This window comes from Thalassovita autumnalis (assembly GCF_001458255.1).
Lineage (GTDB): Bacteria > Pseudomonadota > Alphaproteobacteria > Rhodobacterales > Rhodobacteraceae > Thalassobius > Thalassobius autumnalis.
The window spans coordinates 62,758-86,389 of the sequence record NZ_CYSB01000024.1; the positions used below are offsets into that span (position 1 = coordinate 62,758).

Sequence of the window (23,632 nt, forward strand, 5' to 3'; positions counted from 1 at the left end):
GGCCTCTTGGTGTGCCCGGACGCAAGGGGGGCGCAAGTTGGTTGACAGCGTGCCGCCCGCGCCGCATGTTCGCGCCACGTCGGGGGAGTCCCACCAAGGGGACTGAGAGGCTGACAGGGGCAAAGGCGACTTTGCACCGGCGACGCGACCCTTAGAACCTGACCCAGTTGACACTGGCGTAGGGAGACCAAGGGGAGCATTGCGCCCTTTGGGCCGCTATTGGGCCCTGTTTTTAGGGGACCAGTGCGGTCTCTTTCTACCTCATCGTTTGGCTTGGGTCTTTTCGAGTCTTGAACCTTGAGGAGACACCAGATGAGCACTGAACCGAAGACCACGGACGCTCTGACCCCGCAGATTTCCACCGGTGGATTGCCTGCTTCATCCAAGATTTATGTCCATGGCCAGATCCATGACGTCCAGGTGCCGATGCGCCAGATCCACGTCGGCGGCGGCGAAGCCCCGCAAGTGGTCTATGACAGCTCCGGCCCTTATACCGATCCTGCGGCCGCGATCGACATTCGCAAAGGCCTGGAAGACAAACGCGGCGCTTGGCTGGCCGAACGCGGCGACGTCGAAGCCTATGAAGGCCGCGCGGTCACTGCCGCTGACAACGGCTTTGCCAAAGGCGACAAGCTGGTGCCTGAGTTCCCGGCCATTCGCCCGCCCCTGCGCGCCAAAGGTGACAAGGCCGTGACCCAGCTGGCCTATGCCCGTGCCGGTATCGTTACGCCTGAGATGGAGTTTGTGGCCATCCGCGAAAACAACGGTCGGATCGAAGCCTGGGAAAAGGCGCGCGACGGGCATGATTTTGGCGCCGCCATTCCTGATCTGGTGACGCCCGAGTTTGTCCGTCAGGAAATCGCCGAAGGCCGTGCGATCATCCCCGCCAACATCAACCACCGCGAGCTGGAGCCGATGATCATCGGCCGTAACTTCCTGGTCAAGATCAACGCCAATATCGGCAACTCCGCCGTCACCTCCTCGATGGAGGAAGAGGTGGAGAAGATGGTCTGGGCGATCCGCTGGGGCGGCGACACGGTGATGGACCTGTCGACCGGCCGTAACATCCACAACATTCGCGAATGGATCATCCGCAATGCGCCGGTGCCGATCGGCACGGTCCCGCTCTATCAAGCGCTGGAAAAGGTGAACGGCATCGCCGAAGACCTGACCTGGGAAGTGTTCCGCGACACCTTGATCGAACAGGCGGAACAGGGTGTAGATTACTTCACCATTCATGCCGGTGTGCGTCTGCACATGGTGCCGATGACCGCGAAACGGGTGACGGGGATTGTTTCACGCGGCGGCTCGATCATGGCCAAGTGGTGCCTGCATCACCACAAGGAAAGCTTCCTTTACGAGCATTTTGATGAGATCTGCGACATCTGCCGCAAGTACGATGTCTCCTTCTCGCTGGGGGATGGTTTGCGCCCCGGCTCCATCGCGGATGCCAATGATGAGGCGCAGTTCGCCGAGCTGGAGACGCTGGGTGAGTTGACCAAAATTGCCTGGGCCAAAGACTGTCAGGTGATGATCGAAGGGCCGGGCCATGTCGCCATGCACAAGATCAAGGCCAATATGGACAAGCAGCTGGAACATTGCCATGAGGCGCCGTTCTACACGCTTGGGCCGCTGACCACCGACATTGCGCCGGGCTATGACCACATCACCAGCGCCATCGGCGCGGCAATGATCGGTTGGTACGGCTGTGCGATGCTCTGCTACGTGACGCCAAAGGAACACCTTGGTCTGCCCGACCGCGACGATGTGAAAACCGGCGTGATCACCTACAAACTGGCCGCCCATGCCGCCGATCTGGCCAAAGGCCACCCCGGCGCGCAGGAACGTGACGATGCGGTCAGCCGCGCCCGGTTTGAGTTCCGCTGGGAGGATCAGTTCAACCTCTCGCTGGACCCCGATACCGCCCGTGATTTCCACGATGAAACCATGCCGAAAGAGGCTCATAAGGTGGCGCATTTCTGTTCCATGTGCGGGCCGAAATTCTGCTCGATGCGGATCAGCCATGACATCCGCGCCGAAGCCGAAAAGGCCGATGGCTTTGCCAAAATGGCGGCGAAGTTCCAGGAAGGTGGCGAGTTGTACGTGCCTGCCGATCAGGTTGCGGATCAGGTGGAACCGGCAGAATGATCTGCACGGTTTTGGGGGCCGGTGTGGCGGGGCTTTGCGCCGCCACCGCCCTCGCAGAACGCGGCGCTGATGTTCGGGTGATCGATCCACGGGCGATCACTGCGGCTTCAGCGCTGGCGGGGGGGATGCTGGCCCCTTTCTGTGAAGGCGAAAGCGCCCCGGATCTGGTGGTGCGCGCCGGTCAAGACGCCGCCGCATGGTGGGAGGCCCGGATCGGGCCGCTGACCCGCCGGGGAACCTTGGTTCTGGCGCCTGCGCGGGATCAGGCGGAACTGGACCGGTTTGCCCGGGCCACCCGCGCACATGAATGGGTGGTGCCCGCCACATTGGAACTGGCATTGGAAAACCGGTTTGCCCGCGGGCTTTACTACGCGTCCGAGGCCCATATGGACCCGCGCCGCGGCCTCAGCATACTGCGTCAGCGGGCCGAGGGGCTGGGCGTACGTTTCACTGAGCGTGGCAGCCCGGAAGGCCAGATCATCGACTGCCGGGGCTGGGGCGCCCGAGATCTGTTGCCCGATCTTAGGCCGGTGCGTGGTGAAATGCTGCTGGTTGAGGCGCCCGATGTACCTCTCAGCCGGACCCTGCGCCTGCTGCATCCGCGGTTCCCCTGTTACATCGTCCCGCGCGGGCTGGGCCGCTACATGATCGGTGCCACAATGGTCGAAAGCGAAGACAGCGGCGCCATCACCGCACGCGCCGCGATGGAACTGCTGTCTGCCGCCTACACTGTGCATCCAGGCTTTGCCGAGGCGCGCATTCTTGAGGCCAGCGCCGGTCTGCGCCCGGCCTTCCCCGACAACATCCCTGCGATCCGCCAGACCGGTGGGCGCATTCACATGAACGGCATGTATCGCCACGGGTTCCTGATGGCACCCATTCTGGCCGAGCAATTGGCCAATGACCTGATGGGAGGGCTGCAAAATGCGGGTTGAGGTGAACGGCGAAGGCATGACTCCACGGGCGGAGACACTGGCAGAGCTGTTGGAGGATTGCGGGTTTGAAACCGCGTCAGTGGCCACGGCGGTAAACGGGCAGTTTGTTCCGCGTGGGGGGCGCGCTGCCGTAAAACTGACGGATGGCGACCGGATTGAGGTCTTGTCGCCCATGCAGGGGGGCTGAGGGATGTTTTATGGCGTAGACCTAAAAAGCCGGCTGATGCTGGGCACGGCGCAATATCCCTCACCTGCCGTGTTGCAGCAGGCGATTGCTGCCTCAGGGGCTGAGGTGATCACCGTCTCACTGCGCCGCGAAGGGCGGGGTGGCGCGGATTTCCGTCAGCTGATTGCGGAAACCGGCTGTCGTATTTTGCCAAATACTGCGGGCTGCCACACAGCCGCCGAAGCGATCACCACCGCTCAGATGGCACGCGAGGTGTTTGGCACCAGTTGGATCAAGCTGGAGGTGATCGGCCATGCCGACACTTTGCAGCCCGATCCCTTTGCACTGGTGGAGGCCGCGCGTGTGCTGTGCGCCGATGGGTTTCAGGTGTTCCCCTACACGACAGAGGATTTGATCCTTGGCGAAAAACTGGTGGAGGCCGGCTGTCAGGTTCTGATGCCCTGGGGCGCGCCCATCGGGTCCGGGCAGGGCCTGCGCAATCTGGAAGGGCTGCGCAGCATGCGGGCGCATTTTCCGGATATTCCCTTGGTTGTGGATGCCGGTATAGGCGCGCCCAGTCAGGCCGCACAGGCGATGGAACTGGGTTATGACGCGGTGCTTTTGAACACAGCCGTGGCCAAGGCGCTGGATCCGGTTGGCATGGCGGCGGCCTTTGGTCAGGCGGTGGCGGCCGGACAGATGGCAGCGGAGGCCGGTCTGATGCCCAAACGCGATATGGCGGTGGCCTCCACCCCGATTTTTGGCCTCGCGCAGCTTTGAGGAAAGAGAAGATGTTGGATAGGTTCTATTTGATCGTGGGCCATGTGGCCGAATTAGAACTGCTGGTGCCGCAGGGGGTTAAGCTGGTGCAGCTGCGCCTGAAGGACCAGCCCGAGGCTGAATTGCGCCGCCAGATCGCCCGGGCGCGGGATCTTTGTGCGGTGCATGGGACGCAGCTGGTGGTGAATGACCATTGGCAACTGGCGATGGAGCTGAACTGTACCTTTGTGCATCTGGGGCAGGAGGATCTGGACACCGCCGATATCGCGGCGTTGCGCCAGAAGGGCGTGCGCTTTGGCCTCTCAACCCATGATGAGGCCGAGTTGGACCGCGCGCTCAGCCATGATCCGTCCTATGTGGCCTTGGGCCCAGTCTATGAAACCAAGCTCAAGAAAATGCCCTGGGCCCCGCAGGGTTTGCAGAAGCTAAAGCGCTGGAAGGCGCGGGTTGGCGACCTGCCTTTGGTGGCTATCGGAGGGCTGACACCGGAACGGCTGCCCGGTGTCTTTGAGGCAGGGGCAGACAGTGCTGCGGTTGTCACCGATATCTTGTTGGCTGAGGACCCCGAGGCGCGCACCCGCAAGTGGCTGGAGGCCACGCGATGAACCGCTACGCCCGGCAGGAACAATTGGCTGAGGTCGGCCCGGCCGGGCAGCGCCGCCTGCGGGCGGCACGGGTTTTGGTTGTGGGCTGTGGTGGCCTTGGCGCCACGGTGATCCCAGCCTTGGCGGGAGCCGGAGTGGGACATCTACACCTGATGGATCCCGACAGGGTTGAGGAAAGCAACCTACACCGCCAGACCCTGTTTCGTCAGTCAGATATCGGCCGCAGCAAGGCCGTTCTGGCCGCGCAGATGGCGATGGCTCTGAATCCTGAGGTTTCTGCCTCCACCCAGATGGTCCGATTGGATGCGGCATCTGTGGTTGGCGCGTTAAAGGGCATCGATCTGGTGCTGGACGCGGCAGACAGCTTTGCGGCGACCTATGTTCTGTCTGATGCCTGCCGCGATCTGGCTGTGCCGCTGATTTCAGCGTCAGTGCTGGGGCGCAGCGGCTATGTCGGCGGATTTTGCGGTGGCGCTCCGTCGTATCGCGCGGTGTTTCCGGATCTGCCTACCGACCGCCAGACCTGCGCCGAGGCCGGGGTTCTAGGCCCGGTGGTTGCCACCCTGGGGGCGCTGCAGGCGCAGATGGCTTTGTCCTGTCTTCTGGGATTGGCGCCCAGCCCGCTTGGGCAGATGATGCAGGTGGATCTGGCCAATTGGCGGGTATCCTCCTTCCGGTTCGATGGCGCGGAGGAGGTTGCGGGGCATGGTTTTGTCGCCACTTCGCAGGTTGCACTGCAGGATCGGGTGATTGAGTTGCGCCCAGCGGAGGAGGCCGCTCTTGCCCTGCCACAGGCCACCCGTGTCCCGGCGACGGATCTGACCAGCTTGCCCAAGATTTCGGGCCGCACTGTTTTGGCCTGTCGCAGCGGGCTGCGTGCCTGGGCGGCGGCGGATCAACTGGCGGCGGCAGGGCACCGGGATCTGGTGCTTCTGGCGGCGGGGGACGGGTGATGGCTGTTTTGATGATCGGTGGCATGGACAGTTCTGGCGGGGCCGGTCTGTTGCGCGATTTTGCCACGGCAGCAGCATTCAACATTGCTGCGCGGGTGGCGGTCACTGCGGTGACGGCACAGACCGACGGGGCCGTTTTGCGCGCGGACATCTGCGCGGCAGAACTGGTGCAGGCGCAGATCCGGGCGGCATTTCAGCAGGGGGCTGTGAGAGCGGTGAAAATCGGCATGTTGGGCAATGCCGCCGTGGTGCGGGCCGTAGCTGAGGCGTTGCACGCTGATCTGCCCCCGGGGGTGCCGGTGGTGCTGGATCCGGTGATCGCATCCTCCTCCGGCAAGGCGCTTCTGGATGCGGCGGGGCTTGCGGCCCTGACCGAATTGTTGCCGCAGGTGGATCTGGTGACGCCGAATTTGCCGGAACTGGCCCGTCTGGGGGAGGGTCTGGGCGCCGATGATCCGGTTGCGGCCCTGTTGCAGGCCGGTGCGGATGCGGTGCTTGTCAAAGGGGGGCATGACATCGGGGCAGAGGCGGTGGATCGTCTGGTCATCGCGGATCAGGTCACGACCTTCACGGCCCCTCGGCTACCCGGCACCCGCCGTGGCACCGGCTGCACCCTGGCGGCGGCCATTGCCTGTGGGCTGGCCGTGGGGAAGCCGCTGCCTGAGGCCGTGAAACAGGCCAAGGCGCATGTGACCGCTTATCTGCAGGCGGCTTGATCCAGCCAAGGCTTCAATGGAAATCACGGCTGGGGAACAGTCGTTTCGCCTGTTCCCGTGGGTGCCTGGCCCCGGACCTTGGCGGTTTGCCTGCGCTGCGGCGTGGGGGGCGTGGCGCATCATCCGCCTGAGGCAGTGTTTCGCCAATGTCGGGCGCCAGCGGATGGCCAAGCGCGGTCAGCCGGTGCGATTCATCGCTGATGTGATGGGCAATCAGATGGGTCACAATGCCTTCGCGCTGCAAATGCCCGCTAACCCGCAGCAATCGCCCGCCCATGACAACGGCGCGAAACTGTTCATACATCTTGGGCCAGACAATCACGTTGCTGACGCCTGTTTCATCCTCCAACGTCAGGAAAATCACGCCAGAGGCTGTGCCGGGCCGTTGCCGGGTGATGACCAGCCCACAGACGGTGCATTTGCCCAAAGGCGCGCGATGCAGGTCGGAATGCAGCGTCAGGCCGGGCAGATCGGGGCGGATCAGCTCCATCGGGTGGGCCTTGAGGCTGAGGCGGGTGGTGACGTAATCCTCCACCACTTCCTCGCCCAGATGCATCTGCGGCAGCTCCACATGTGGCTCCACGATGCCCTCCCCATCGAAGGGATCGTTGAACAGCGGCAGCGGCGCGGGCGAGCGGATGGTTTTCACCTGCCACAGCGCATCGCGGCGGTTGAGGCCCATCGCGGCAAAGCCATCGGCCTCAGCCAGACGTTCCAGGGTGGCGGGTTTGATGCCGGCGCGCAGCCACAGACTCTGGGGATCGGGGTAGCCATTGCCGCGGGCGGCGACAATCCAGCCGGCATCCTCTTCTTTCAGGCCTTTGATCTGGCGGAATCCCAGCCGCAAAGCCAGCGCGCCATCGGGGCGGCGTTCCAACGTATTGTCCCAATCGGAATTGTTGACGCAGATCGGGCGCACCTCAATCTGGTGTTCCCGCGCGTCCCGCACGATCTGGGCCGGGGCGTAAAACCCCATCGGCTGGGAATTCAGCAGGGCGCAGGCAAAGATCGCCGGGTGGTGGCGTTTCAGCCAGGCAGAGACATAGGCCAGCATGGCAAAGGCGGCGGCGTGGCTTTCGGGGAAACCGTATTCGCCAAACCCTTCGATCTGGCCGAAACACTGCAGGGCAAAAGCCTCCTCATAGCCACGTTCCAGCATGCCGTTCACAAAGCGATCGCGGAAGGTGCCGATGGTGCCCATCCGCCGGAAGGTGGCCAGCGAGCGGCGCAACCGGTCGGCCTCTTCGGCGGTGAAACCAGCCGCCACTACGGCAATCTGCATCGCCTGTTCCTGAAACAGCGGCACGCCAAGGGTTTTGCCCAGAACTTCGCGCAGGGCCTCAGACGGGAAGCTGACCTGCTCGCGCCCCTGACGGCGGTTGATATAGGGGTGGACCATATCGCCCTGGATCGGGCCGGGGCGCACAATCGCCACCTCAATCACCAGATCATAGAAGGTGCGCGGCCGCATCCGGGGCAGGAAGTTCATCTGCGCCCGGCTTTCGACCTGAAACACCCCGATGGCATCGGCAATGCACAGCATGTCATAGGTCGCCGGATCCTCCTGCGGGACCGAGGCTATTGCAAGTTCCTGACCTTCATGACTGCGCAGCAAATCGAAACTTTTGCGGATACAGGTCAGCATGCCCAGGCTCAGGACGTCGATTTTCAGGATCCCCAGCGCGTCAATGTCATCCTTGTCCCACTCGATACAGGTGCGATCCTCCATCGCGGCGTTTTCGATCGGGCACAGCTCGTCCAGCCGGCCCCGGGTGATGACAAAACCGCCGACATGCTGGCTGAGGTGGCGCGGGAAACCGATCACCTCGCCGATCAGCCGCACGGTCTGGCGCAGGCGCAGGTCCTGTAGATCCAGCCCCAGTTCCTGCATTCGGTCCGGATCCGGCCCCTTGCCGGACATGCCCCAGATCTGACTGGACAACCCAGCGGTCACATCCTGGCTGAGCCCCATGACCTTGCCCACCTCACGGATCGCCGCGCGGGAACGGAAGTGGATCACCGTCGCGCAGAGCCCCGCCCGTTCGCGGCCGTATTTTTCATAGATGTGCTGGATCACCTCTTCGCGCCGTTCATGTTCGAAATCGACGTCAATATCCGGCGGTTCCCCGCGGTGTTCCGAGATGAACCGCTCAAACACCATGGTGATTGTGTCCGGCCCCACATCGGTGATCCCCAGCGCGTAACACAGGACCGAGTTCGCCGCAGACCCGCGCCCCTGACAAAGGATATCAAGGCTGCGGGCATAGGCGACGATATCGTGCACGGTCAGGAAATAGGCGGCAAATCCCAGCTTGCCGACCATGCGCAGCTCTTTGTCTTTCAAGGCGGTCACATGATCCGGCACCCCCGTGGGGTAGCGCCGTTGCAACCCTTCTGTGGCCAGCCGCGCCAGCCGGTCCTGTGGCGCCTCACCACTGTCGCTGACCTCATCGGGGTAGCTGTAGGACAGTTCGCTCAGATCAAAGGTGCAGCGGTTGGCAATCTCCACCGCGCGGCGGATGGCGGCGGGGTGGCGGCGGTAGAGGCGGGCCATATCAGCGGCCCCTTTCAGACGGCGTTCGCCGTTGGGCAGGGCGCGGGTGCCGATCTCATCAATGGTGATATGCTCGCGCATGCAGGTCAGTACATCGGCCAGCTGCCGCCGCGACCCGTGGTGCATCAGCACATCGCCCACCGCCACCATCGGTGTGGCGCAGTGGTGGGCCAGCCGGGCGCAGCGGTCAAACCACATCTGATCACTGCCATCATAGCGCGGCGCAGCCCCCAGATAGACATGGCCGGGAAACTGCCGCGCCATCTGTTTCAGGGGCCGGCTGGCCTGCGCAAGCGGCTGATCTTTGGGCGGCAGGGCGATGAAGATCATATCTTCCCCCGCGGCCAGCACATCCTCCAGATCCAGATGACACTCGCCCTTCTCCGCCCGCCGTTTGCCCAGCGTCAGCAGCCGTGACAGGCGACCATAGGCGGGCAGGCTGCGGGGCAGGGCGATCCAGTCAAGGATGCAGTCGCGCAGCACCAGACGGCTGCCGACAATCAGACGCGGCAGGGCGGGGGCGTCCTGCACCGGGACTGGGATCGGGTTGCGTGGACCGATTTCCTGACGGGAACACTGATCCACCCGATGTTCCGAGCGGATCTGGATCGCCTCTTGTTGCTGTGCCTCTTCCTGTGCCCGCTTCAACTCTTTCAGTGCCGACCAGGCCCGCACCACACCGGCCAGTGAGTTGCGGTCGGTGACGGCAATTGCCTCCAGCCCCAGTCCGGCGGCGCGGGTGACCAGCTCCTCGGGGTGGGAGGCACCGGTGAGGAAGGTGAAGTTTGAGGTCACCGCTAGTTCCGCATAGGGCGGCACCGGCAGGGCGCGGGTGGTCTGGCGGTCTGCTGTATTCGCGGCGGCGGGGGCGGTCATGCAAACTCCCCCTGCACAAACCAGCCGGGGTTCTGCGGTGTGTGATACATCCACAGCCGGCGGCCCTGCCGGGTTTCCACCCGCCAGTAATCACGCACGCCATTTTGCCAGGCCTCAGAGGGCAGCCACCATTCCGGCGTCAGCCGTTCCGGCCCTTCCACATGCACCCGTTCCAACCGCATGCCCCGCCAGCGAAACTGGGGTGGCGGTTCGCGCCCCGGTCCGGTGGCACGGCCGCCAATCGGTTCTGGTGCAAACAGGCGCAGGGGGCGCGGTGGCAGGGCGGCAGGGCGGGGCCATTTTTCGGCCGGCTCACTAAAGGCGGCGGCGGCCAGGATATGGGCGCGTTCGGGGATATGGCTGTCGGCGGGCAGGAACCGCTGCACATTTTCCAGCCCAATCCGGGTGCCCAGTTTGGTGATCAGACTGGCCACGCCTTCCTCTTCGCTCTGACGGATGGCGCTTTGGATCTGGGCGGGGGGCAGCGCCTCGACGCGTGGGGCGCCAAGGCGCAACTGGTCGATGCCATAACCGGCCTCAACCGCGCTGACGCCGCGCTCAAACAGCGGCAGGATCACAGCGGGGTCGTTCATTGCACGGGCCAGCCGCAGCTCAACCTGCTGGCTGGCCTGATCCACCCGCCGCAGGGTCAGCTGCAACACCCGCGCGCCCATATCCTGCGCACGCAGCCTGTCACACAGTCCGTCCAGAAGCCGGGCCAGCCCCGCCATCACATCCGCGCTGAGGCCAATGGGCTCGGGCAGGGTCAGCCGCACACCGTAGCGCGGTGGGTCCGGCAGCGGGGTCAGCGGTTCGCCCTGCACCCCCAGCGCCTGATCCAGGCGCATCAGCACCCCGTTGCCAAAACGGCGGCTCAGCGGCGCACGCGGCGTGTCGTGCAGATCGCCGATGGTGCGCAGCCCCAGCCGTTCCAGCGCCACGCAGGTCGGTCCATCCAGCCGCAGCGCCGCCACCGGCAGCGGTCGCAGGGTGGGCAGGGGATCGCCGGGCGCAGCCACCCCTTCGTCAAAATGTGCCAGCGCCCAAGCGGCGCCACGGCTGTCGGCCAGTCCGATCCGGGCGGCGATACCCGCACGGGTCAGCCGCATCCGCATATCGGCCAGCATCTCACTCTCGCCGCCAAACAGATGGGTGGAGCCGCTGACATCCAGCACCAGCCCGTCGCGCCCCTCCACACCGACCCAAGGGCAGTAGCGCCCCGCCCAACGGGCCAGCGCCCGCAGGAACTGCTGGTCCAGCTCGGGTGTGGCGGGGCGGGTGATCAGATCGGGACGCAGAGCACGGGCATCAGACAGGGTCATGCCCTGCATCAGCCCCAGATGCTGGGCCTGCCCGCTAAGACAATAGAGCCGTTCCGTGTTGCTTTCGCGTAAGGTCAGGGCAAAGGGCGGCTCAGCCGTGGTCTGCGCGCAGCCCAAGGGGTGCTGACGCAGCGCGCGATCGCTCGCCAGTCTTGGAAACCACAATGACACGGTGCGACGTTGCATCCCAATCGGTGACCCAGCTTGCCAATGTTCCTGATTTGTTCTTGATAATATCCCAGCGTTGCCGAGTCGAGTCGAGTCCCTTTTCAGGCCCGCTTTGCAGCGGGTTTCCCGCGCTGCCAGAGGCGGCTTTCCCAGACAGGGGCGTGCAATGCCAGCGCGTTTCGGCCGCGTTGCTGCCCATGCCCTCAGGCATCACGATCAACCCGGTTGTGCGCCCGGCTTCGGCCGCCAGTTGCAATCGCCTGCCGTGGGTCAGGCTCAGCGGTTCATAAATCTCACAGATCACCAATCCCATCGCGCCCGAACGCAGCGCCTCTTCGGCGGCGGCCAGAAGATCCACTTGGGTCTTGGCCTTGGCCAGCAGGATTCGGGTGGGATCACAGTATTGCGCCAGCCCGACAGGGTTCAGCGCCTCATGGGACCAGTCCGGTAGGATCCACATCGAAGGTTTCGGGCTTGAATTACAGCAGCTTGCGGCAAAATACGTCGCGCCGGGGCCGCAAACCTCATGGGCGCGGCCGCGTTTCAGCGGGTAAACAGCGGTGAAATCGGCAGACATATGTTTCCTCTTTGTTCTTATAAAATGCGCGAGTCGCGACAAAATTCAAGAGGGGCAAAAGGGCAGGGTGGTCACCCTTGCAGCCTTGTTGCGGGGGCGCCCAATGCCTAACCTACGGCCATGTTTGATTGCATTATATTTGATATGGATGGCACGCTGGTGGACAGTGAAACGCTGTGCAACAGGGCCTATCTTACCCTGCTGCCGCAGCTACCCCTCACCGAGGATGAGATGGTGGCGCGTTTTCGTGGCCGTCGGTTTTCCACCATTCTGGCAGAGCTGGAACAGATGATTGGCGCCCCGCTGCCCGAAGGGTTTGCGGAACGTTACAGGGCTGAGGTGAAGCGGCTGTTTTACCAATCGCTGGCCGCCTTTCCCGGCGTGCATGAGGCGTTGGCGCAGCTTGACGTGCCGCTTTGCATCGCATCGAGCGGGCCACAGGCCAAGATCCGCGCCGCGCTGGAAATCACGGGGCTTGCGCCGTTCTTTGGCGGGCGGATCTACAGCGCCTATGACATCCAAAGCTGGAAACCTGACCCGGATCTGTTTCTGCATGCGGCGCAGGCAATGGGTGCCCGGCCCGAAGCCTCTTTGGTGGTGGAGGATAGTGAGGTCGGCGTCGCCGCCGCACAGGCCGCCGGGATGCGCTGTGCCTTGCATGATCCTCATGGTCTGCATCTGCCCAAGGTCGCGCGGTTTGAACACTATCAGGCCTTCCCGGGTCTGGTCCGCCAGCTTGCCGGCGCGGTTACTTCCAGCTGAGGGTCAGCCCGCGGGTGATCCAGCGCTGGGTGAACAGCATCAGCACCAGCGGGGGCAGCATCGCCAGCATCGCAAAGGCCCGGCCCGAACTGGATCCGGCACCAACCCGTTCAATCCCGCGCACCAGCGTGTAGTGCTCTTCGCTGGTGGTCGCGACCATCAGCGGCCAGAGGTATTGGTTCCAGCCCAGCACAAACAGAATGGTAAACAGCGCCGCGATCATCGGCAGGGACACCGGCAGCAGAATGTCAAAGAGGTAGCGCAGCGGCCCCGCCCCATCGAGGCGCGCGGCCTCCATCAGCTCCGCCGGGATCTGGCTGAGGCTCTGGCGGAAGATCAGCACCCCCAACCCCGAGGCGACCACCGGCAGGATCATCCCACCGTAGGAGTTTACCAACCCCATCTGACTGGTCACCAGAAAGGTCGGCAGGATCCGGGTCTCAATCGGGAAAAACAGTGGCAGAAGGATCAGGCCAAAGATCAGATCGCGGTGCCGCAGATTGAAACAGACCAGAGCAAACGCTGCCAGAATGGAGACCAGCGTTTTCAGCCCCGCGATACCGCCCGCAACGATGAAGGAGTTGATCATCATATCGGTGGCATTGACGCCATTGCCAAAGAGGTCCGGGGTCAACAGGATCCGCCGATAGGCCGCCAGCGGATCACCTGCCGTGTTGAGGGAGCCAAGCAGCACCACAGCCAGTGGGCCCAGCATGAACAGGCTGCCGAGGATCAGGATCAGATGGTCCAGACCCTGTTTGGGAAACAAATGGCGATGTTTGGAAGGGCGGGACATGCTGCGTCTTTGACTGGTGTTACCTGGGGTTGGTGCGATGTTGGGCCGGACCTGCGGGGGCGCAGGCAAGCACGCTCACCGCACTCAACCCGCATAACGCAATGATTGCAACCGGTTCCATCGGTACGCGGGGGAATAGCTGCGGGGTGTTGGTCAATAGTCCCGCTCAATAAACAGGCCAAGACCTGTTTCCCCGTCCGAGTTCAGACGGCCCCGGGCGGTCACGCTGGGGCTTAGCTGCAGGTTCAGGTCAATCCGGTTGTTGCCATCGGTATCGGCGGTGATCTCGGTATAGATATTGTCACTGATGTATTTGCCGATCCGCGCCTGCGTCGCGCCGTCTTCATCAGTGGTGACATCCAGATCATCCAGCGCCAGCCCCTGACGCAGGCCCCCGGTCAGGTTGCCCCCATTGCCCGAAAGCGTCGCGATGGCAGCGGCCAGACGCACCGCTTGCAACGGTGAAATTGTGCTGAGGTCACGACCAAAGAGCAGCAGCGACAGCACCTCATCTTCGGGCAGATCAGGTGTTGAGGTGAAGCGCAGCACAGGGGCGCTGGCCGGGCCCTCAATGGTGATTTCAGCCGTGACCGCATCGGTGGTGGTTTCAGCGACAAACCGCAGGAACGGGTCAAAGGCACCCTGCAGCTGGATCAGCCCCTCGGTCAGGTTCAACCGGTTGCCCAATAGGTCCATCCGGCCACGGATCAGATCAAACTGGCCCTCCGGGATCACCTGATGGCTGGTGCCGCCCACCCGCAGGCTGCCACCCAGTTCAGCGTCCAGCCCACGGCCGCGCACAAAGACCCGTGCCGGTGCGGAAATGGTCAGGTCAAGCCCATAGGCGGGTCCCACCGCGGCCCTTTCCGTTTCAATCAAACCAGCCCAACGGCGCACCCGCCGCACTTCGGCAGGTTCATTGCGGTGTTTCAACCCGGGTAGGCTGGCAAACCGCGGGGCAGAGTTGGCCGCGATGCGCAGCTCAGTCTGGCCCAGCTCCATCCCGCCGCTGATCCGCGCCCCACCGCTTAGCAAGGGACCGTTCACAGCCAGATCGCCCGAAAGGCTGGTGCTGTAAAGGCTGGGATCTTCCAGAACGATATTGCGCAGGGCCAGCGACAGGTCAGCGTTCACAGCTGCGTCCAGCGACACCGGACCGGACAGGCGCAGATCGCCCCCGGCTGCCGGTCGCGCGGTCAGATCCAACGCGGCGCGCCCGCCGCTCAGGGTGACGCTGCCCGAAATATCTTCCAGCGCCTGTTTCAACGTCGGCAGTGCCAGTTGCGCCCCGGCGGTGCGGATCTGGCCCGTCACCGCCCCCAGCCCCAATGGGCTGGCCAGACGTAGATCCAGATTGGCCTGTCCCTGCAGGCTGCGGGGTTGGATCAGCGGGTTGGCAAGGCTCAGGGGCACCGCCCCGGTGACACTGAGGTCGGCGCGGCTGAAATCCTGCGCCAGCGTGCCCTGCGTTTGCAGCGCCGCACCTGCGGGGCCGCCCAATTGGCTGTTGATGCGCCAATCGCGGCCTTCCATCCGGGCCCGGCCTTCGGCGCTAAGCGCCCCTGAAATGCCAGCCCCCAGCAGCGCCATATCACGTAGTCGGGCGGTGTAACGCACATCCGCATTGTCAAACCCTCCGCTGCCGCTGAGGCTGGCGGTGACCTCCTGACCCTGCAGATCAAGCTGGCGCAGCAAAATCGGGCTGGTCGCTGACTTCTCGGCTGCCAGTTGCAGCGTGGTCTGCCCCGCCATCAAAGCGTCCGCGATGCTGTTGCCGATGGCAATGTCGCGGCTTTTGGCGGTCGCGCTGATATCAAACACCTGCTGCAGCGGTTCACCACGGCCGGTCAGTTCCAACGACATGCCACCGGTGAGCGGGATGGGCAGGCTGGCAAGCTGCGCATAGGGGGCCAGATCCGGCAATTGCACGGCGGCAGTGCCGGTGACGGCGGGATTGTCCCCCATGGGGCGCTGCAGCGTCACATCCGTGCGCAGGCTGGCCTGTTCCGGGCCATTCAACGCTGCCGTAACCTGCCAATTGTCCGCCGTCAGCTGTTCGGCTGTCAGCTCTGCCGTGGCTGGCCCTGTCAGACCTGATTGCAACAGGCTGAGATCGCGCAGTCGGGCGCTAAGCTCGGCGCTGCTGCCAAGGGATTTCAGGGAGGCGCGGCCAGTGAGCGACATCTCGGGCGCGGTGATCTGCAGCGGATCCAGCGTGATCCCCGTCTTGTCCCGCGCAGCCCCCAGATGCAGATCGGCCCGCCCTTTCAGTAGCGGATCAAGCAGCGGCTGCGCCAATGCCAGATCGGTGGTGCCGCCGTCAAACTGCAGCGCGAAACTGCCCGCCAGCGGGCTGACACGCCCCGCAATGGCCAGATCTGCGGCGCCAGACAGCGGTTGCGCCGCCAATCCTGCAAACCGGCTGAGATCCTGCGCGGCCAGCTGCACGTCGGGTAGAATAGACCAGCCGTCATCTGCCTGCGAAGACAGGGTCAGATCGCCGGTCAGGCTGTAGTCTTCGCCCCTGAGGTCCAGCCCCTTGAGGTGCAGCGCTTCATTCTGGCCCACGGAAAAGGTGGTGGCGCCGCTCAGATCCTTGCCGAGCGCGCGGGCCAGATCGGCGGCTGCGACCTCCAGACCCTTTGCGCTGAAATCCACAGCACCTTCGATCCGGGTGCCGATGATCTGGCCGCTGCCCCGCAGTTGCGTTTCGGGCAGGCGTAGATCCGGGCTTTGAAAATCGGTCAGGCTGGCGGCCAGGGTCCAGTCCGGGCTGATCGCCTCATCATGGGTCAGCTGGAACAGGGCGCTGCCAATCCGGGTGCCAGCCCCTGCAACAGGCAGCAGCACAGGTCGCCCGTTGCCATGACCCAGCTGGCCTTCGACAGCAATCAGGCTGGGCCAACCGTCTTGCAGCGTGACTTGACCCTGAACGGACAGCGCCTTGCTGGTCAGCGCCATGTTTTCCAGGGCCACCACATCCTTCAGGGCATAGCCATTGGCGGTAAGCGACAAGTCAGTGCCGAAGAAATCACGATATTCAGGTGCAAAAAGCGGCGTCAGATCCCCCCCCAGATCTGCGCTAAAGACCTGCCGCTCCGGGGCAACCGGATCAAGGCCCAGACTAAAGTCTCCGCTTAACCGTTCGGCCCCATCGCTGCTGAGCGTGGTGCTGGCTGAGAAGTTGGTCATCGGACCAGCCCCTGACAGCCGCAGGGTCACAGGTGGCGTGCCGGGCAGGTTCAGTTTGCTGGCCAGCAGGCCATTGGCGTCCTCCTGCAGCAGCAGATCAATCGCCGCTTCGCGGGCCCCATTGATGTAGTTCGCGGTGAGGATGATCTCACCCGTGATGCCGTCTTGCCGGCGGATATCCAGGCTGGTGCTGCCCGCCCCATCGGCCAGGTTCATCGCACCCGAAAGGCTCAACTCAATCGCTTGGCCCAGAACCGGTTCCCCCAAGGCGGCGCGGTTGATGGCCAATTCGGCAATATCGACAGAGACCGGCAATTCCGGCAGGGCGAACCCCTGTGCCTCGGGTGTTGGGCCGTCGCTGGGAATGTCTGGCAACCGGCTGAGGTCCAGCGTTTTGGCACTCAGCTTATTGACCTCCAGCCGGCCCCGCAGCAGGGCGCTGCGTTTCCAGTCAAGTTCCACCTCTTCGAGGGTGATCCAAATCCCCTGATCGTCCGCAATGGTCAGCCGCTCAATACTGGCGACAGAGGACAGCGCCCCTTCAAAGCCGATAATGTCAATCTCACGCCCGGCGTCGGACAGGGTTTCTTCCAGCAGCGCTTCCAGATAACCGCGGTCATCTTCCTGCGCGCTGGTCGGCAGCGGCACCAGCGTGGTCGCGGCCAAGAGGGGGATCAGTACATACCGCATCAGAAGGCCTGCCCGATACCGATGTAAACCTGCACCCCGTCGCCGGTGCTGCCGGACACGGGCGTCGCCACATCCAGTCTGATCGGGCCAACCGCCGTGTCATAGCGCAGGCCCAGACCCGCGCCCGCATGCCATTCGCCGGTGCCGTCATAAAAACTCTCGGCCCCGATGTAACCCGCATCAGCAAACCCGACGAGGCTGATGTTGCCGCGGACCTTGCCGCGCAGCTCACCCGACAGGCCAAGGAAACTGCGCCCGCCTGACGTGGTGCCACCGTTATCTACGCCAAGGGACTGGTAGGGTTGCCCCCGCACCGTGCCACCGCCACCGGATTGAAACAGGAAGTTCGGCGCCGTGCCCGACAGGCTGGAGCCACTGACCGAGCCAAATTGCAATCGTGCTGCCGCCACGATGCGATCTGCGACCAGCGGGCGGTAGATCCGGCCATCCAGGGTAAACTGCGCGCCGCTTTCCGTGCCCGAGAGGCCAAGGTAGGGCGTCAGTCCTGCCTTGACGAAATGGCCACGCTGCGGATCCAGATCCGAGTCTCGGTGATCCCACTCCAGATCCATCGGGGTGGAAAACAGGCTGAACTCACGCCGGCCAAAACTGTCATCAGATCGCCCGTAGCCAAAGGCCAGTTCGATTTCACCGGTCAGGTGGTCTGTCAAAATACGGTTGGCGCCAAGGCCCACCTCAATCGTTTCCAGATCGTAAAGCGGTTCTTGTTCAAACAGCAGATCACCGCGCAGAAATGCGGTTGTGTCGGCCCCGAAACTGGCAGGCCGTTCCAGCCGCACGCCAAGGGCTACATCGGTCCGGCTGGTGTTGGCGCCGATGTCGCGCACCTCACCCTCCACAAAAAACCGTTCCGCCCCGCCCAGGAAATTGCGATGCAGCCAGAAACCGCTCAGCCGGAGGCCTTCCTGGTTGGACACTTCAACACCGGCGCCGAAGCGGCGCGGCAGGGCATCCACAACGGCTGCGTTCACGTCCAGCACATCCCCGTCCCGTAGGGTTTCTGCCTCACTCAGGGCAACAGACCGAAACGCCCCGGTGCGGCGCAGCCGGTTGGCGGCTTGTTCGATATCGGCGGGGGAATAACGTGCGCCATTTGGCAGGCCTGCGATATCGATGATCCGGTCGCTGCGCACCTTGCTTTCATTGGTGAGGATCAAGTTGCCAAAGCTGACCTCAGGACCGGGGGCCAGACGAATGCGCGCATCAAGGCGCTGGGCCGCGTGATCGGCAATCAGATCTTCGCGCGTGATCTCCACCTTGGCATGTCCGGCATCCCGCCAGGCGTTCTGCGCGCTGACAGCGGCGCCAAGCACAACCTCGGCCCGGGCGCGTTTACCACTGCGAAAAGCCTCGGGCAGGGTTGCCCTGGCGGGCAGCGGCGACAGTTCTGCAGCGCCAAAACGAAAGGGTTTGCCGGGATCGACACGCACCGTGATCTCAGTGATGTCGCGCGGGGGGGAGGTGGCTGGGATCAGCGCCGCCTCACGGCCATCGATGCGAATATTGATCGCGCCCGAATAGTAGCCGTTGGCATAGAGCACCTCAGTCAGGCGACGGTAATCGGCAAGGGCAGCAGCAAAGAAATCCAGAGGCGTTGGGTCCGCTTCCTGTTCGGTTTGCCGCAGAAGGGAGCCTGATCGCAGCTTGCTGGCCAGACCCTCTTCGCTGCCGTCCGCCATTGAAAACTGAACGGGTTCCACCGCCCAAGCCGCCGTACTGAACAGGCAAAACGCCAGCGTCGCCAGCGGTCGACGCAGCAGGGCCAACGCAGCAAGGCGCGGACGCTTTGGAAAATTAATCATCACGGGGGCAGCAACCGTGTTTCTGAGGTCAAATCAAAGTCAGTGACCCTACTCTAGGCCGTTCTTTTCCAAAGCTCTACGGCACAAATTCGTGTTTCGGCAAAAAGACGCCCGCCGGGGGAAGGCGGGCGTTTTGGTCCTGCAAAGGGGATGCGGGATTACTTCAGGCAGTCCGCAACAGCCTCGGCAAGGCCACGGATCAGCCCGGGGTACAGTGCTGCACCTTCAGGCTGGGACAGGCCCAGCGGGTCCAGTTCAGCGGTGTTGACGTCAACACCTTCAAAAACGGTGCGGATCAGGCGCGGATCGTACTGCGGCTCCGAGAAGACGCAGGTGATGCTGCTGTCACGCACTGCCGCTTGGATTTCCGCAATCCGGGCCGGGCTGGGATCCGCAGCATCGCCGAGGCTGATTGCCCCAAGCGCTTTTAGGTGGAAGCGGTTTTCGAAATACTGGTAGGCATCGTGGAACACCACAAAACGCTGCCCGTCCAGCGGTTCCAGCTTGGCTTCAATCTCGCCAATCAGCTGGGCCAGTTCCTCCTGCCCGGCGGCTGCGTTGGCGCGGTAGGTTTCGGCATTTTCCGGGTCAAGCGCGCTCAGCTGATCGGCAATGACACCCAGCCAAATCCGGCCGTTTTCCGGGTCCAGCCAGGCATGGGGATCCAGCCCGTCGTGATCGTGGCCATGGTCGTGGTGATCATCGTGACCGGCATGCTCTTCTTGATGGTCGTCATGATCTTTGTGCTCATCATGATCGTCGTGGCCGTGATCATCGTGTTTCTCATCAGCATGTTCTTCTTCGTGAGCATGCTCGTCTTCATGACCGTGCTCTTCGTGTTCATGCGCGTCATGATCTTTATGCGCGTGGTCGTCATCATGCTCATCATGATGGTCGTCATGTTCTGCGTGATCTCCTTCAGCATGATCATCGTGTTCTGCATGTTCATCGTGACCATGTTCGTCGTGATGATCCTCATGCTCCTCACCTTCGGCCGGTGCAAAGACAACGGCTTCACGGAAATTGAACTGGATGGTGCCGGGCGCTTCCAGCAGCTCCAGCGTTTCTGCCTTGGCCGCCAGCGTTTCCAGCGGACCTTCCAGCCAGGGGGTCAGCGGCTCACCGATCCAAAACACCAGATCTGCTTTCTCCAGGGCACGCGCCTGCGACGGACGCATCGCATAGGAGTGCGGCGAGGAGCCGGGATCCACCAGCAAATCAGGCGCGCCAAGATCGCCCATCACCTGCGCCACCAGCGCATGAACAGGGGCAATGTCTGTCATCACACGCGGCACATCAGCCAGTGCAGTGGTTGCCGTCAGAAGGGCGGCTGAGGAAAGAGAGAGGGGCAGGGAATTGCGCAGCATAGTGGTCTCGCTGTTATTGTATAACATCACTTTGCGGGGGCTTGTAGAATGTATAACATAACATTACAAGCCCTCTTAACCCGTAAAGGAGCAGCCATGAGCACCGACATGTCACAGCCCGGTTCTGACCAAGGATCGTCCAAAGGTTTTGAACAGCACGATCACGCCCATTGCGTGTCAGACGGTGTGGCGGCATTGGTCGATTATTGCGCGGCTGAGCGGTTGAAACTGACCCCCGTGCGTCAGCGCGTGGCCGAAATCCTCCTGGCGGAGCATCGCGCGATGGGGGCCTATGAAATCCTCGACATCCTGCGGGAGGAGGGGCTGGGATCACAGCCCCCCGTGGCCTACCGGGCGCTTGATTTTCTGGTCAAAAACGGCTTCGCCCATAAGGTCGAGCGACTGAATGCCTTTGTTGCCTGTTCTCATCCCGGCGCCACGCACACGCCAGCGTTTCTGATCTGCCGGTCGTGCAATAAGGTCGCTGAGGCGGACACCAGCCCCACCAAAGGGGATCTGGGCAGGGCCGCCGCGGCAGCAGGTTTTCAGATTGAGCAAACCGTGGTGGAGCTGGAAGGGCTGTGCCCCACTTGTGTGGACGCCGGGCCAGCATCAGGACAAGCATAATGGAGCGCCTCGTAGAGATCGCAGACGCTTCCGTGCATCAGGGTGCTACGGTGGCCCTGACCGGCGTGGACTTCCACATCGACCGGGGGGAGATTGTCACAGTTGTTGGGCCCAACGGTTCTGGCAAGTCGACGTTGATGAAAACCGTGATTGGCGCGCTGAAGCCTTCGGCCGGGGCGGTCAAACGCAAGCCGGGCCTGCGCATCGGCTATGTGCCGCAGAAACTGCAGATCGATCCGACATTGCCGATCACTGTTGCGCGTTTTCTGGGCCTGCCGCGTCGCTTGCCGCGCGCCCAGGCGCTTGAGGTTTTGGAACAGGCCGGGGTGCCGGATCTTGCCGATCGCCAGATGGCGCGGCTGTCGGGGGGACAGTTTCAGCGGGTGCTGCTGGCCCGCGCGATGCTGGAAGATCCGGATCTGCTGATCCTGGATGAAGCCACACAAGGGTTGGACCAGCCGGGCTCTGCCGCCTTCTATCGCCAGATCGAAGAGATACGGCAGGCCAAAGGCTGCGCCGTTCTGATGGTCAGCCATGAATTGCATGTGGTGATGGCAGCCAGCGATCGGGTGGTCTGCCTGAACGGCCATGTCTGCTGCCACGGGGCGCCTGAAATCGTCGCCTCCGCCCCGGAATACCGGGCCTTGTTCGGCTCTGGCACGGGCGGGGCGCTGGCGCTTTATCGTCATGACCACGATCATTCGCACGACAGCGAAGGCAACTGCCTGCATGACCATGATTGCGGGCATCAGGACCACGATCATACGCCCAAAGCGGATGCAAACGTGACATCCTTGGCAAAACCCCATGCGGAGGCACATTGATGTCCCTTCTAGATAGTTTCATGGCCCGCGCCACACTGGCCGGTCTGGGGGTCATGCTGGCCGCCGCGCCTTTGGGCTGTTTTGTGGTCTGGCGCCGTATGGCCTATTTCGGCGATGCCACCGCCCATGCCGCGATCCTGGGGGTGGCACTGGCGCTGGGCTTTGAAATCTCAATATTTGTGGGTGTTCTGGCCGTCGCTTTGGCGATGGCGGTGACTGTGTCCACGCTCTCGGGGCGCGGCTACGGTATGGATACGCTCTTGGGGGTGCTCAGCCATTCGGCGCTGGCCTTTGGTCTGGTGGCAGTGTCTTTCCTGCAAGGCGTGCGGGTGGATCTGATGGCCTACCTCTTTGGCGATATTCTGGCTGTGGGGCGGATGGATCTGGCGATCATCTGGGGCGGTGCCTTGCTGGTGCTGGCGCTTGTAGCCTGGCGCTGGTCGGCGCTTCTGGTGTCAACGCTGAACCCGGATCTGGCCCATGCCAGCGGCATCGATCCGCGCCGTGAACAGCTGGTTTTGACCATTGCGCTGGCGGTGGTGGTGGCTGTGGCGATCAAGGTCGTTGGGGTGATCCTGATCGCCTCACTTCTGATCATCCCGCCCGCTGCCGCCCGCCCGCTGGTGCGCACTCCTGAGGCGATGGCGCTGGTGGCCGCAGCGATTGGCGTGGCCTCGGTGATTGGTGGTTTGCAGGGCGCGCTGATCTTTGACACGCCCGCAGGGCCCAGCATTGTTTGCGTCGCGGCGTTGATCTTTCTGCTGGCAAGCATCGGTGACGGGCTGCGTAACGCGCTGGGCAAAACCGGGGCTTAGGGTAGCAGTTGCAGCCAGACCCAGACGGTGAAGATGCTGATCACCGTGCCGATCAACACGGATGAGGCCGCAACCCGCTGGCCGACGCCATACATGGATGCAAACAGATAGGTGTTGATCCCCGGCGCCATCGCCGCGGTGATCACGGCAGAGCGGAGGGCCGCATCGCCCAGATCCAGTAGGGTGCCAAGGCTGATCACGATAGTTGGGTGCAACACCAGCGACATCGCCAGCACATAGGCAATGACCCGCAGATCCCCATCCAGACGGTAGCGTACCAGCACGCCACCAAGACCAAAGAGCGCCGCCGGCAGCGCCGTGCGTGCGATCAAATCCAGCGCCACCTGCACCGGTTCCGGGATGACAAGGCCGGTCAGGTTGACCACAAACCCCAGCGCCAGGGCCACGACCAGCGCATTGCGGAACATCGCATTGCCCACGTTCAGCACCAACCGCCCGATCCCCTGGCCACGGCCGCGCACAATCTCCATCACGGTGATGCCCAGGAAATAGCAGAACGGCGCGTGGATCGCGACAATGGCAAAGTTTGAGGCCAGAGCCTCGGCCCCATAGGCGCGTTCGGTTATCGCCAGCCCCAGCAGGACCGAGTTGGAAAACAGCCCGATAAAGCCGATTGAAACTGAATCCGGCCCAGCCCGTTTGAAAATCAATCGGGTGCCAAGCGCGGCCAGCGCAAAACTGGTGCCTGCGCCGACATAAAAGGCCGTGAGCAAACGCCAGTCAAAACTCTGCCCCAGATCCAGCCGCGCGATGGCGGTAAACAAAAGGAACGGGATGGCGAAGTTTTGGGTGTATTTCACCAGCCCGTCGATCTGTTCGCCGGTGATGTAATTGCGTCGGGTGCCAATGTAGCCGATCCCGATCACCAGAAAGACGGGCAGAATGATGTTGAACAGATCTTGCATCGATCGGGCC

19 protein-coding genes are annotated in these 23,632 nt (G+C 63.1%); 11 read left to right on the plus strand and 8 right to left on the minus strand.

The genetic code is table 11. From position 1 onward, the window contains the following. Positions 1-312 precede the first annotated feature (312 nt). Genes thiC through TL5118_RS05950 form a run of 7 tightly spaced genes read left to right on the plus strand, consistent with a single transcriptional unit; the run spans position 313 to position 6,303 of the window. Positions 313-2,148: a phosphomethylpyrimidine synthase ThiC gene (gene thiC / locus TL5118_RS05920; RefSeq protein ID WP_058242967.1), complete on the plus strand. Its 1,836-nt coding sequence runs from the start codon at positions 313-315 to the stop codon at positions 2,146-2,148. Then, positions 2,145-3,083 (plus strand): FAD-dependent oxidoreductase, encoded by a 939-nt coding sequence (locus TL5118_RS05925; RefSeq protein WP_058242966.1) that lies wholly within the window; start codon positions 2,145-2,147, stop codon positions 3,081-3,083. Before thiC ends, TL5118_RS05925 begins: the two co-directional genes overlap by 4 nt. Further along, on the plus strand, positions 3,073-3,270 hold the full coding sequence (thiS, locus tag TL5118_RS05930; RefSeq protein WP_058242965.1) for a sulfur carrier protein ThiS: 198 nt from the start codon (positions 3,073-3,075) through the stop codon (positions 3,268-3,270). Before TL5118_RS05925 ends, thiS begins: the two co-directional genes overlap by 11 nt. 3 nt (positions 3,271-3,273) lie before the next feature. Further along, positions 3,274-4,029, plus strand: a complete 756-nt coding sequence (locus TL5118_RS05935; protein ID WP_058242964.1) for a thiazole synthase — start codon at positions 3,274-3,276, stop codon at positions 4,027-4,029. Between the two features lie 14 nt (positions 4,030-4,043). Then, positions 4,044-4,634: a thiamine phosphate synthase gene (locus TL5118_RS05940; protein ID WP_058243023.1), complete on the plus strand. Its 591-nt coding sequence runs from the start codon at positions 4,044-4,046 to the stop codon at positions 4,632-4,634. Further along, the gene (locus TL5118_RS05945) at positions 4,631-5,587 is read left to right on the plus strand and encodes a HesA/MoeB/ThiF family protein (protein ID WP_179945280.1); all 957 of its coding nucleotides are present in this window, start codon (positions 4,631-4,633) and stop codon (positions 5,585-5,587) included. Before TL5118_RS05940 ends, TL5118_RS05945 begins: the two co-directional genes overlap by 4 nt. After that, positions 5,587-6,303 (plus strand): hydroxymethylpyrimidine/phosphomethylpyrimidine kinase, encoded by a 717-nt coding sequence (locus TL5118_RS05950; RefSeq protein WP_058242962.1) that lies wholly within the window; start codon positions 5,587-5,589, stop codon positions 6,301-6,303. Before TL5118_RS05945 ends, TL5118_RS05950 begins: the two co-directional genes overlap by 1 nt. 13 nt (positions 6,304-6,316) lie before the next feature. On the opposite strand, the gene TL5118_RS05955 is transcribed toward TL5118_RS05950, so the two are convergent. Genes TL5118_RS05955 through TL5118_RS05965 form a run of 3 tightly spaced genes read right to left on the minus strand, consistent with a single transcriptional unit; the run spans position 6,317 to position 11,800 of the window. Next, a complete protein-coding gene (locus tag TL5118_RS05955) occupies positions 6,317-9,733 on the minus strand; it encodes an error-prone DNA polymerase (RefSeq protein ID WP_058242961.1) in 3,417 nt (1,138 codons plus the stop codon). Further along, positions 9,730-11,241: a Y-family DNA polymerase gene (locus tag TL5118_RS05960; RefSeq protein WP_058242960.1), complete on the minus strand. Its 1,512-nt coding sequence runs from the start codon at positions 11,239-11,241 to the stop codon at positions 9,730-9,732. The genes TL5118_RS05955 and TL5118_RS05960 overlap by 4 nt, the downstream gene beginning before the upstream one ends. Continuing rightward, complete coding sequence (locus TL5118_RS05965; protein ID WP_058242959.1) at positions 11,147-11,800, minus strand: ImuA family protein; 654 nt, start codon at positions 11,798-11,800, stop codon at positions 11,147-11,149. Before TL5118_RS05965 ends, TL5118_RS05960 begins: the two co-directional genes overlap by 95 nt. A gap of 120 nt (positions 11,801-11,920) precedes the next feature. Between TL5118_RS05965 and TL5118_RS05970 the strand changes: the two genes are divergently transcribed. Then, positions 11,921-12,562: an HAD-IA family hydrolase gene (locus tag TL5118_RS05970; protein WP_058242958.1), complete on the plus strand. Its 642-nt coding sequence runs from the start codon at positions 11,921-11,923 to the stop codon at positions 12,560-12,562. Here the strand turns inward: TL5118_RS05970 and TL5118_RS05975 are convergent. The 4 genes from TL5118_RS05975 to TL5118_RS05990 all read right to left on the minus strand — a co-directional run bounded on the left by TL5118_RS05975 (position 12,549) and on the right by TL5118_RS05990 (position 20,430). Further along, positions 12,549-13,358, minus strand: coding sequence for a carbohydrate ABC transporter permease (locus TL5118_RS05975; RefSeq protein ID WP_058242957.1), 810 nt, complete (start codon positions 13,356-13,358; stop codon positions 12,549-12,551). The two genes, TL5118_RS05970 and TL5118_RS05975, sit on opposite strands and share 14 nt — an antisense overlap. Before the next feature lie 153 nt (positions 13,359-13,511). Next, the gene (locus tag TL5118_RS05980; RefSeq protein WP_058242956.1) at positions 13,512-17,240 is read right to left on the minus strand and encodes a translocation/assembly module TamB domain-containing protein; all 3,729 of its coding nucleotides are present in this window, start codon (positions 17,238-17,240) and stop codon (positions 13,512-13,514) included. After that, positions 17,240-19,063 (minus strand): autotransporter assembly complex protein TamA, encoded by a 1,824-nt coding sequence (locus TL5118_RS05985; RefSeq protein WP_058242955.1) that lies wholly within the window; start codon positions 19,061-19,063, stop codon positions 17,240-17,242. The genes TL5118_RS05980 and TL5118_RS05985 overlap by 1 nt, the downstream gene beginning before the upstream one ends. Positions 19,064-19,221: 158 nt before the next feature. Further along, positions 19,222-20,430, minus strand: coding sequence for a zinc ABC transporter substrate-binding protein (locus TL5118_RS05990; RefSeq protein ID WP_058242954.1), 1,209 nt, complete (start codon positions 20,428-20,430; stop codon positions 19,222-19,224). Positions 20,431-20,526: 96 nt separating this feature from the next. Between TL5118_RS05990 and TL5118_RS05995 the strand changes: the two genes are divergently transcribed. From TL5118_RS05995 to TL5118_RS06005, 3 genes are read left to right on the plus strand one after another with little or no spacing between them, the layout of a single operon-like run. Further along, positions 20,527-21,057 carry a transcriptional repressor gene (locus TL5118_RS05995; protein ID WP_058242953.1) on the plus strand — a complete coding sequence of 177 codons (531 nt, stop codon included), beginning with the start codon at positions 20,527-20,529 and terminating at the stop codon, positions 21,055-21,057. After that, positions 21,057-21,881: a metal ABC transporter ATP-binding protein gene (locus TL5118_RS06000; RefSeq protein ID WP_058242952.1), complete on the plus strand. Its 825-nt coding sequence runs from the start codon at positions 21,057-21,059 to the stop codon at positions 21,879-21,881. The genes TL5118_RS05995 and TL5118_RS06000 overlap by 1 nt, the downstream gene beginning before the upstream one ends. Further along, positions 21,881-22,696: a metal ABC transporter permease gene (locus tag TL5118_RS06005; RefSeq protein ID WP_058242951.1), complete on the plus strand. Its 816-nt coding sequence runs from the start codon at positions 21,881-21,883 to the stop codon at positions 22,694-22,696. The genes TL5118_RS06000 and TL5118_RS06005 overlap by 1 nt, the downstream gene beginning before the upstream one ends. On the opposite strand, the gene TL5118_RS06010 is transcribed toward TL5118_RS06005, so the two are convergent. Then, positions 22,693-23,622, minus strand: a complete 930-nt coding sequence (locus TL5118_RS06010) for an AEC family transporter (protein WP_058242950.1) — start codon at positions 23,620-23,622, stop codon at positions 22,693-22,695. The genes TL5118_RS06005 and TL5118_RS06010 overlap by 4 nt on opposite strands. Positions 23,623-23,632 lie beyond the last annotated feature (10 nt).

Coding starts and splice junctions, on each gene's coding strand:
- thiC (WP_058242967.1), top strand. CDS start 313: ATGAGCACTGAACCGAAGACCACGGACGCTCTGACCCCGCAGATTTCC.
- TL5118_RS05925 (WP_058242966.1), top strand. CDS start 2,145: ATGATCTGCACGGTTTTGGGGGCCGGTGTGGCGGGGCTTTGCGCCGCC.
- thiS (WP_058242965.1), top strand. CDS start 3,073: ATGCGGGTTGAGGTGAACGGCGAAGGCATGACTCCACGGGCGGAGACA.
- TL5118_RS05935 (WP_058242964.1), top strand. CDS start 3,274: ATGTTTTATGGCGTAGACCTAAAAAGCCGGCTGATGCTGGGCACGGCG.
- TL5118_RS05945 (WP_179945280.1), top strand. CDS start 4,631: ATGAACCGCTACGCCCGGCAGGAACAATTGGCTGAGGTCGGCCCGGCC.
- TL5118_RS05950 (WP_058242962.1), top strand. CDS start 5,587: ATGGCTGTTTTGATGATCGGTGGCATGGACAGTTCTGGCGGGGCCGGT.
- TL5118_RS05955 (WP_058242961.1), bottom strand. CDS start 9,733: ATGACCGCCCCCGCCGCCGCGAATACAGCAGACCGCCAGACCACCCGC.
- TL5118_RS05960 (WP_058242960.1), bottom strand. CDS start 11,241: ATGCAACGTCGCACCGTGTCATTGTGGTTTCCAAGACTGGCGAGCGAT.
- TL5118_RS05965 (WP_058242959.1), bottom strand. CDS start 11,800: ATGTCTGCCGATTTCACCGCTGTTTACCCGCTGAAACGCGGCCGCGCC.
- TL5118_RS05970 (WP_058242958.1), top strand. CDS start 11,921: ATGTTTGATTGCATTATATTTGATATGGATGGCACGCTGGTGGACAGT.
- TL5118_RS05975 (WP_058242957.1), bottom strand. CDS start 13,358: ATGTCCCGCCCTTCCAAACATCGCCATTTGTTTCCCAAACAGGGTCTG.
- TL5118_RS05980 (WP_058242956.1), bottom strand. CDS start 17,240: ATGCGGTATGTACTGATCCCCCTCTTGGCCGCGACCACGCTGGTGCCG.
- TL5118_RS05985 (WP_058242955.1), bottom strand. CDS start 19,063: ATGATTAATTTTCCAAAGCGTCCGCGCCTTGCTGCGTTGGCCCTGCTG.
- TL5118_RS05990 (WP_058242954.1), bottom strand. CDS start 20,430: ATGCTGCGCAATTCCCTGCCCCTCTCTCTTTCCTCAGCCGCCCTTCTG.
- TL5118_RS05995 (WP_058242953.1), top strand. CDS start 20,527: ATGAGCACCGACATGTCACAGCCCGGTTCTGACCAAGGATCGTCCAAA.
- TL5118_RS06000 (WP_058242952.1), top strand. CDS start 21,057: ATGGAGCGCCTCGTAGAGATCGCAGACGCTTCCGTGCATCAGGGTGCT.
- TL5118_RS06005 (WP_058242951.1), top strand. CDS start 21,881: ATGTCCCTTCTAGATAGTTTCATGGCCCGCGCCACACTGGCCGGTCTG.
- TL5118_RS06010 (WP_058242950.1), bottom strand. CDS start 23,622: ATGCAAGATCTGTTCAACATCATTCTGCCCGTCTTTCTGGTGATCGGG.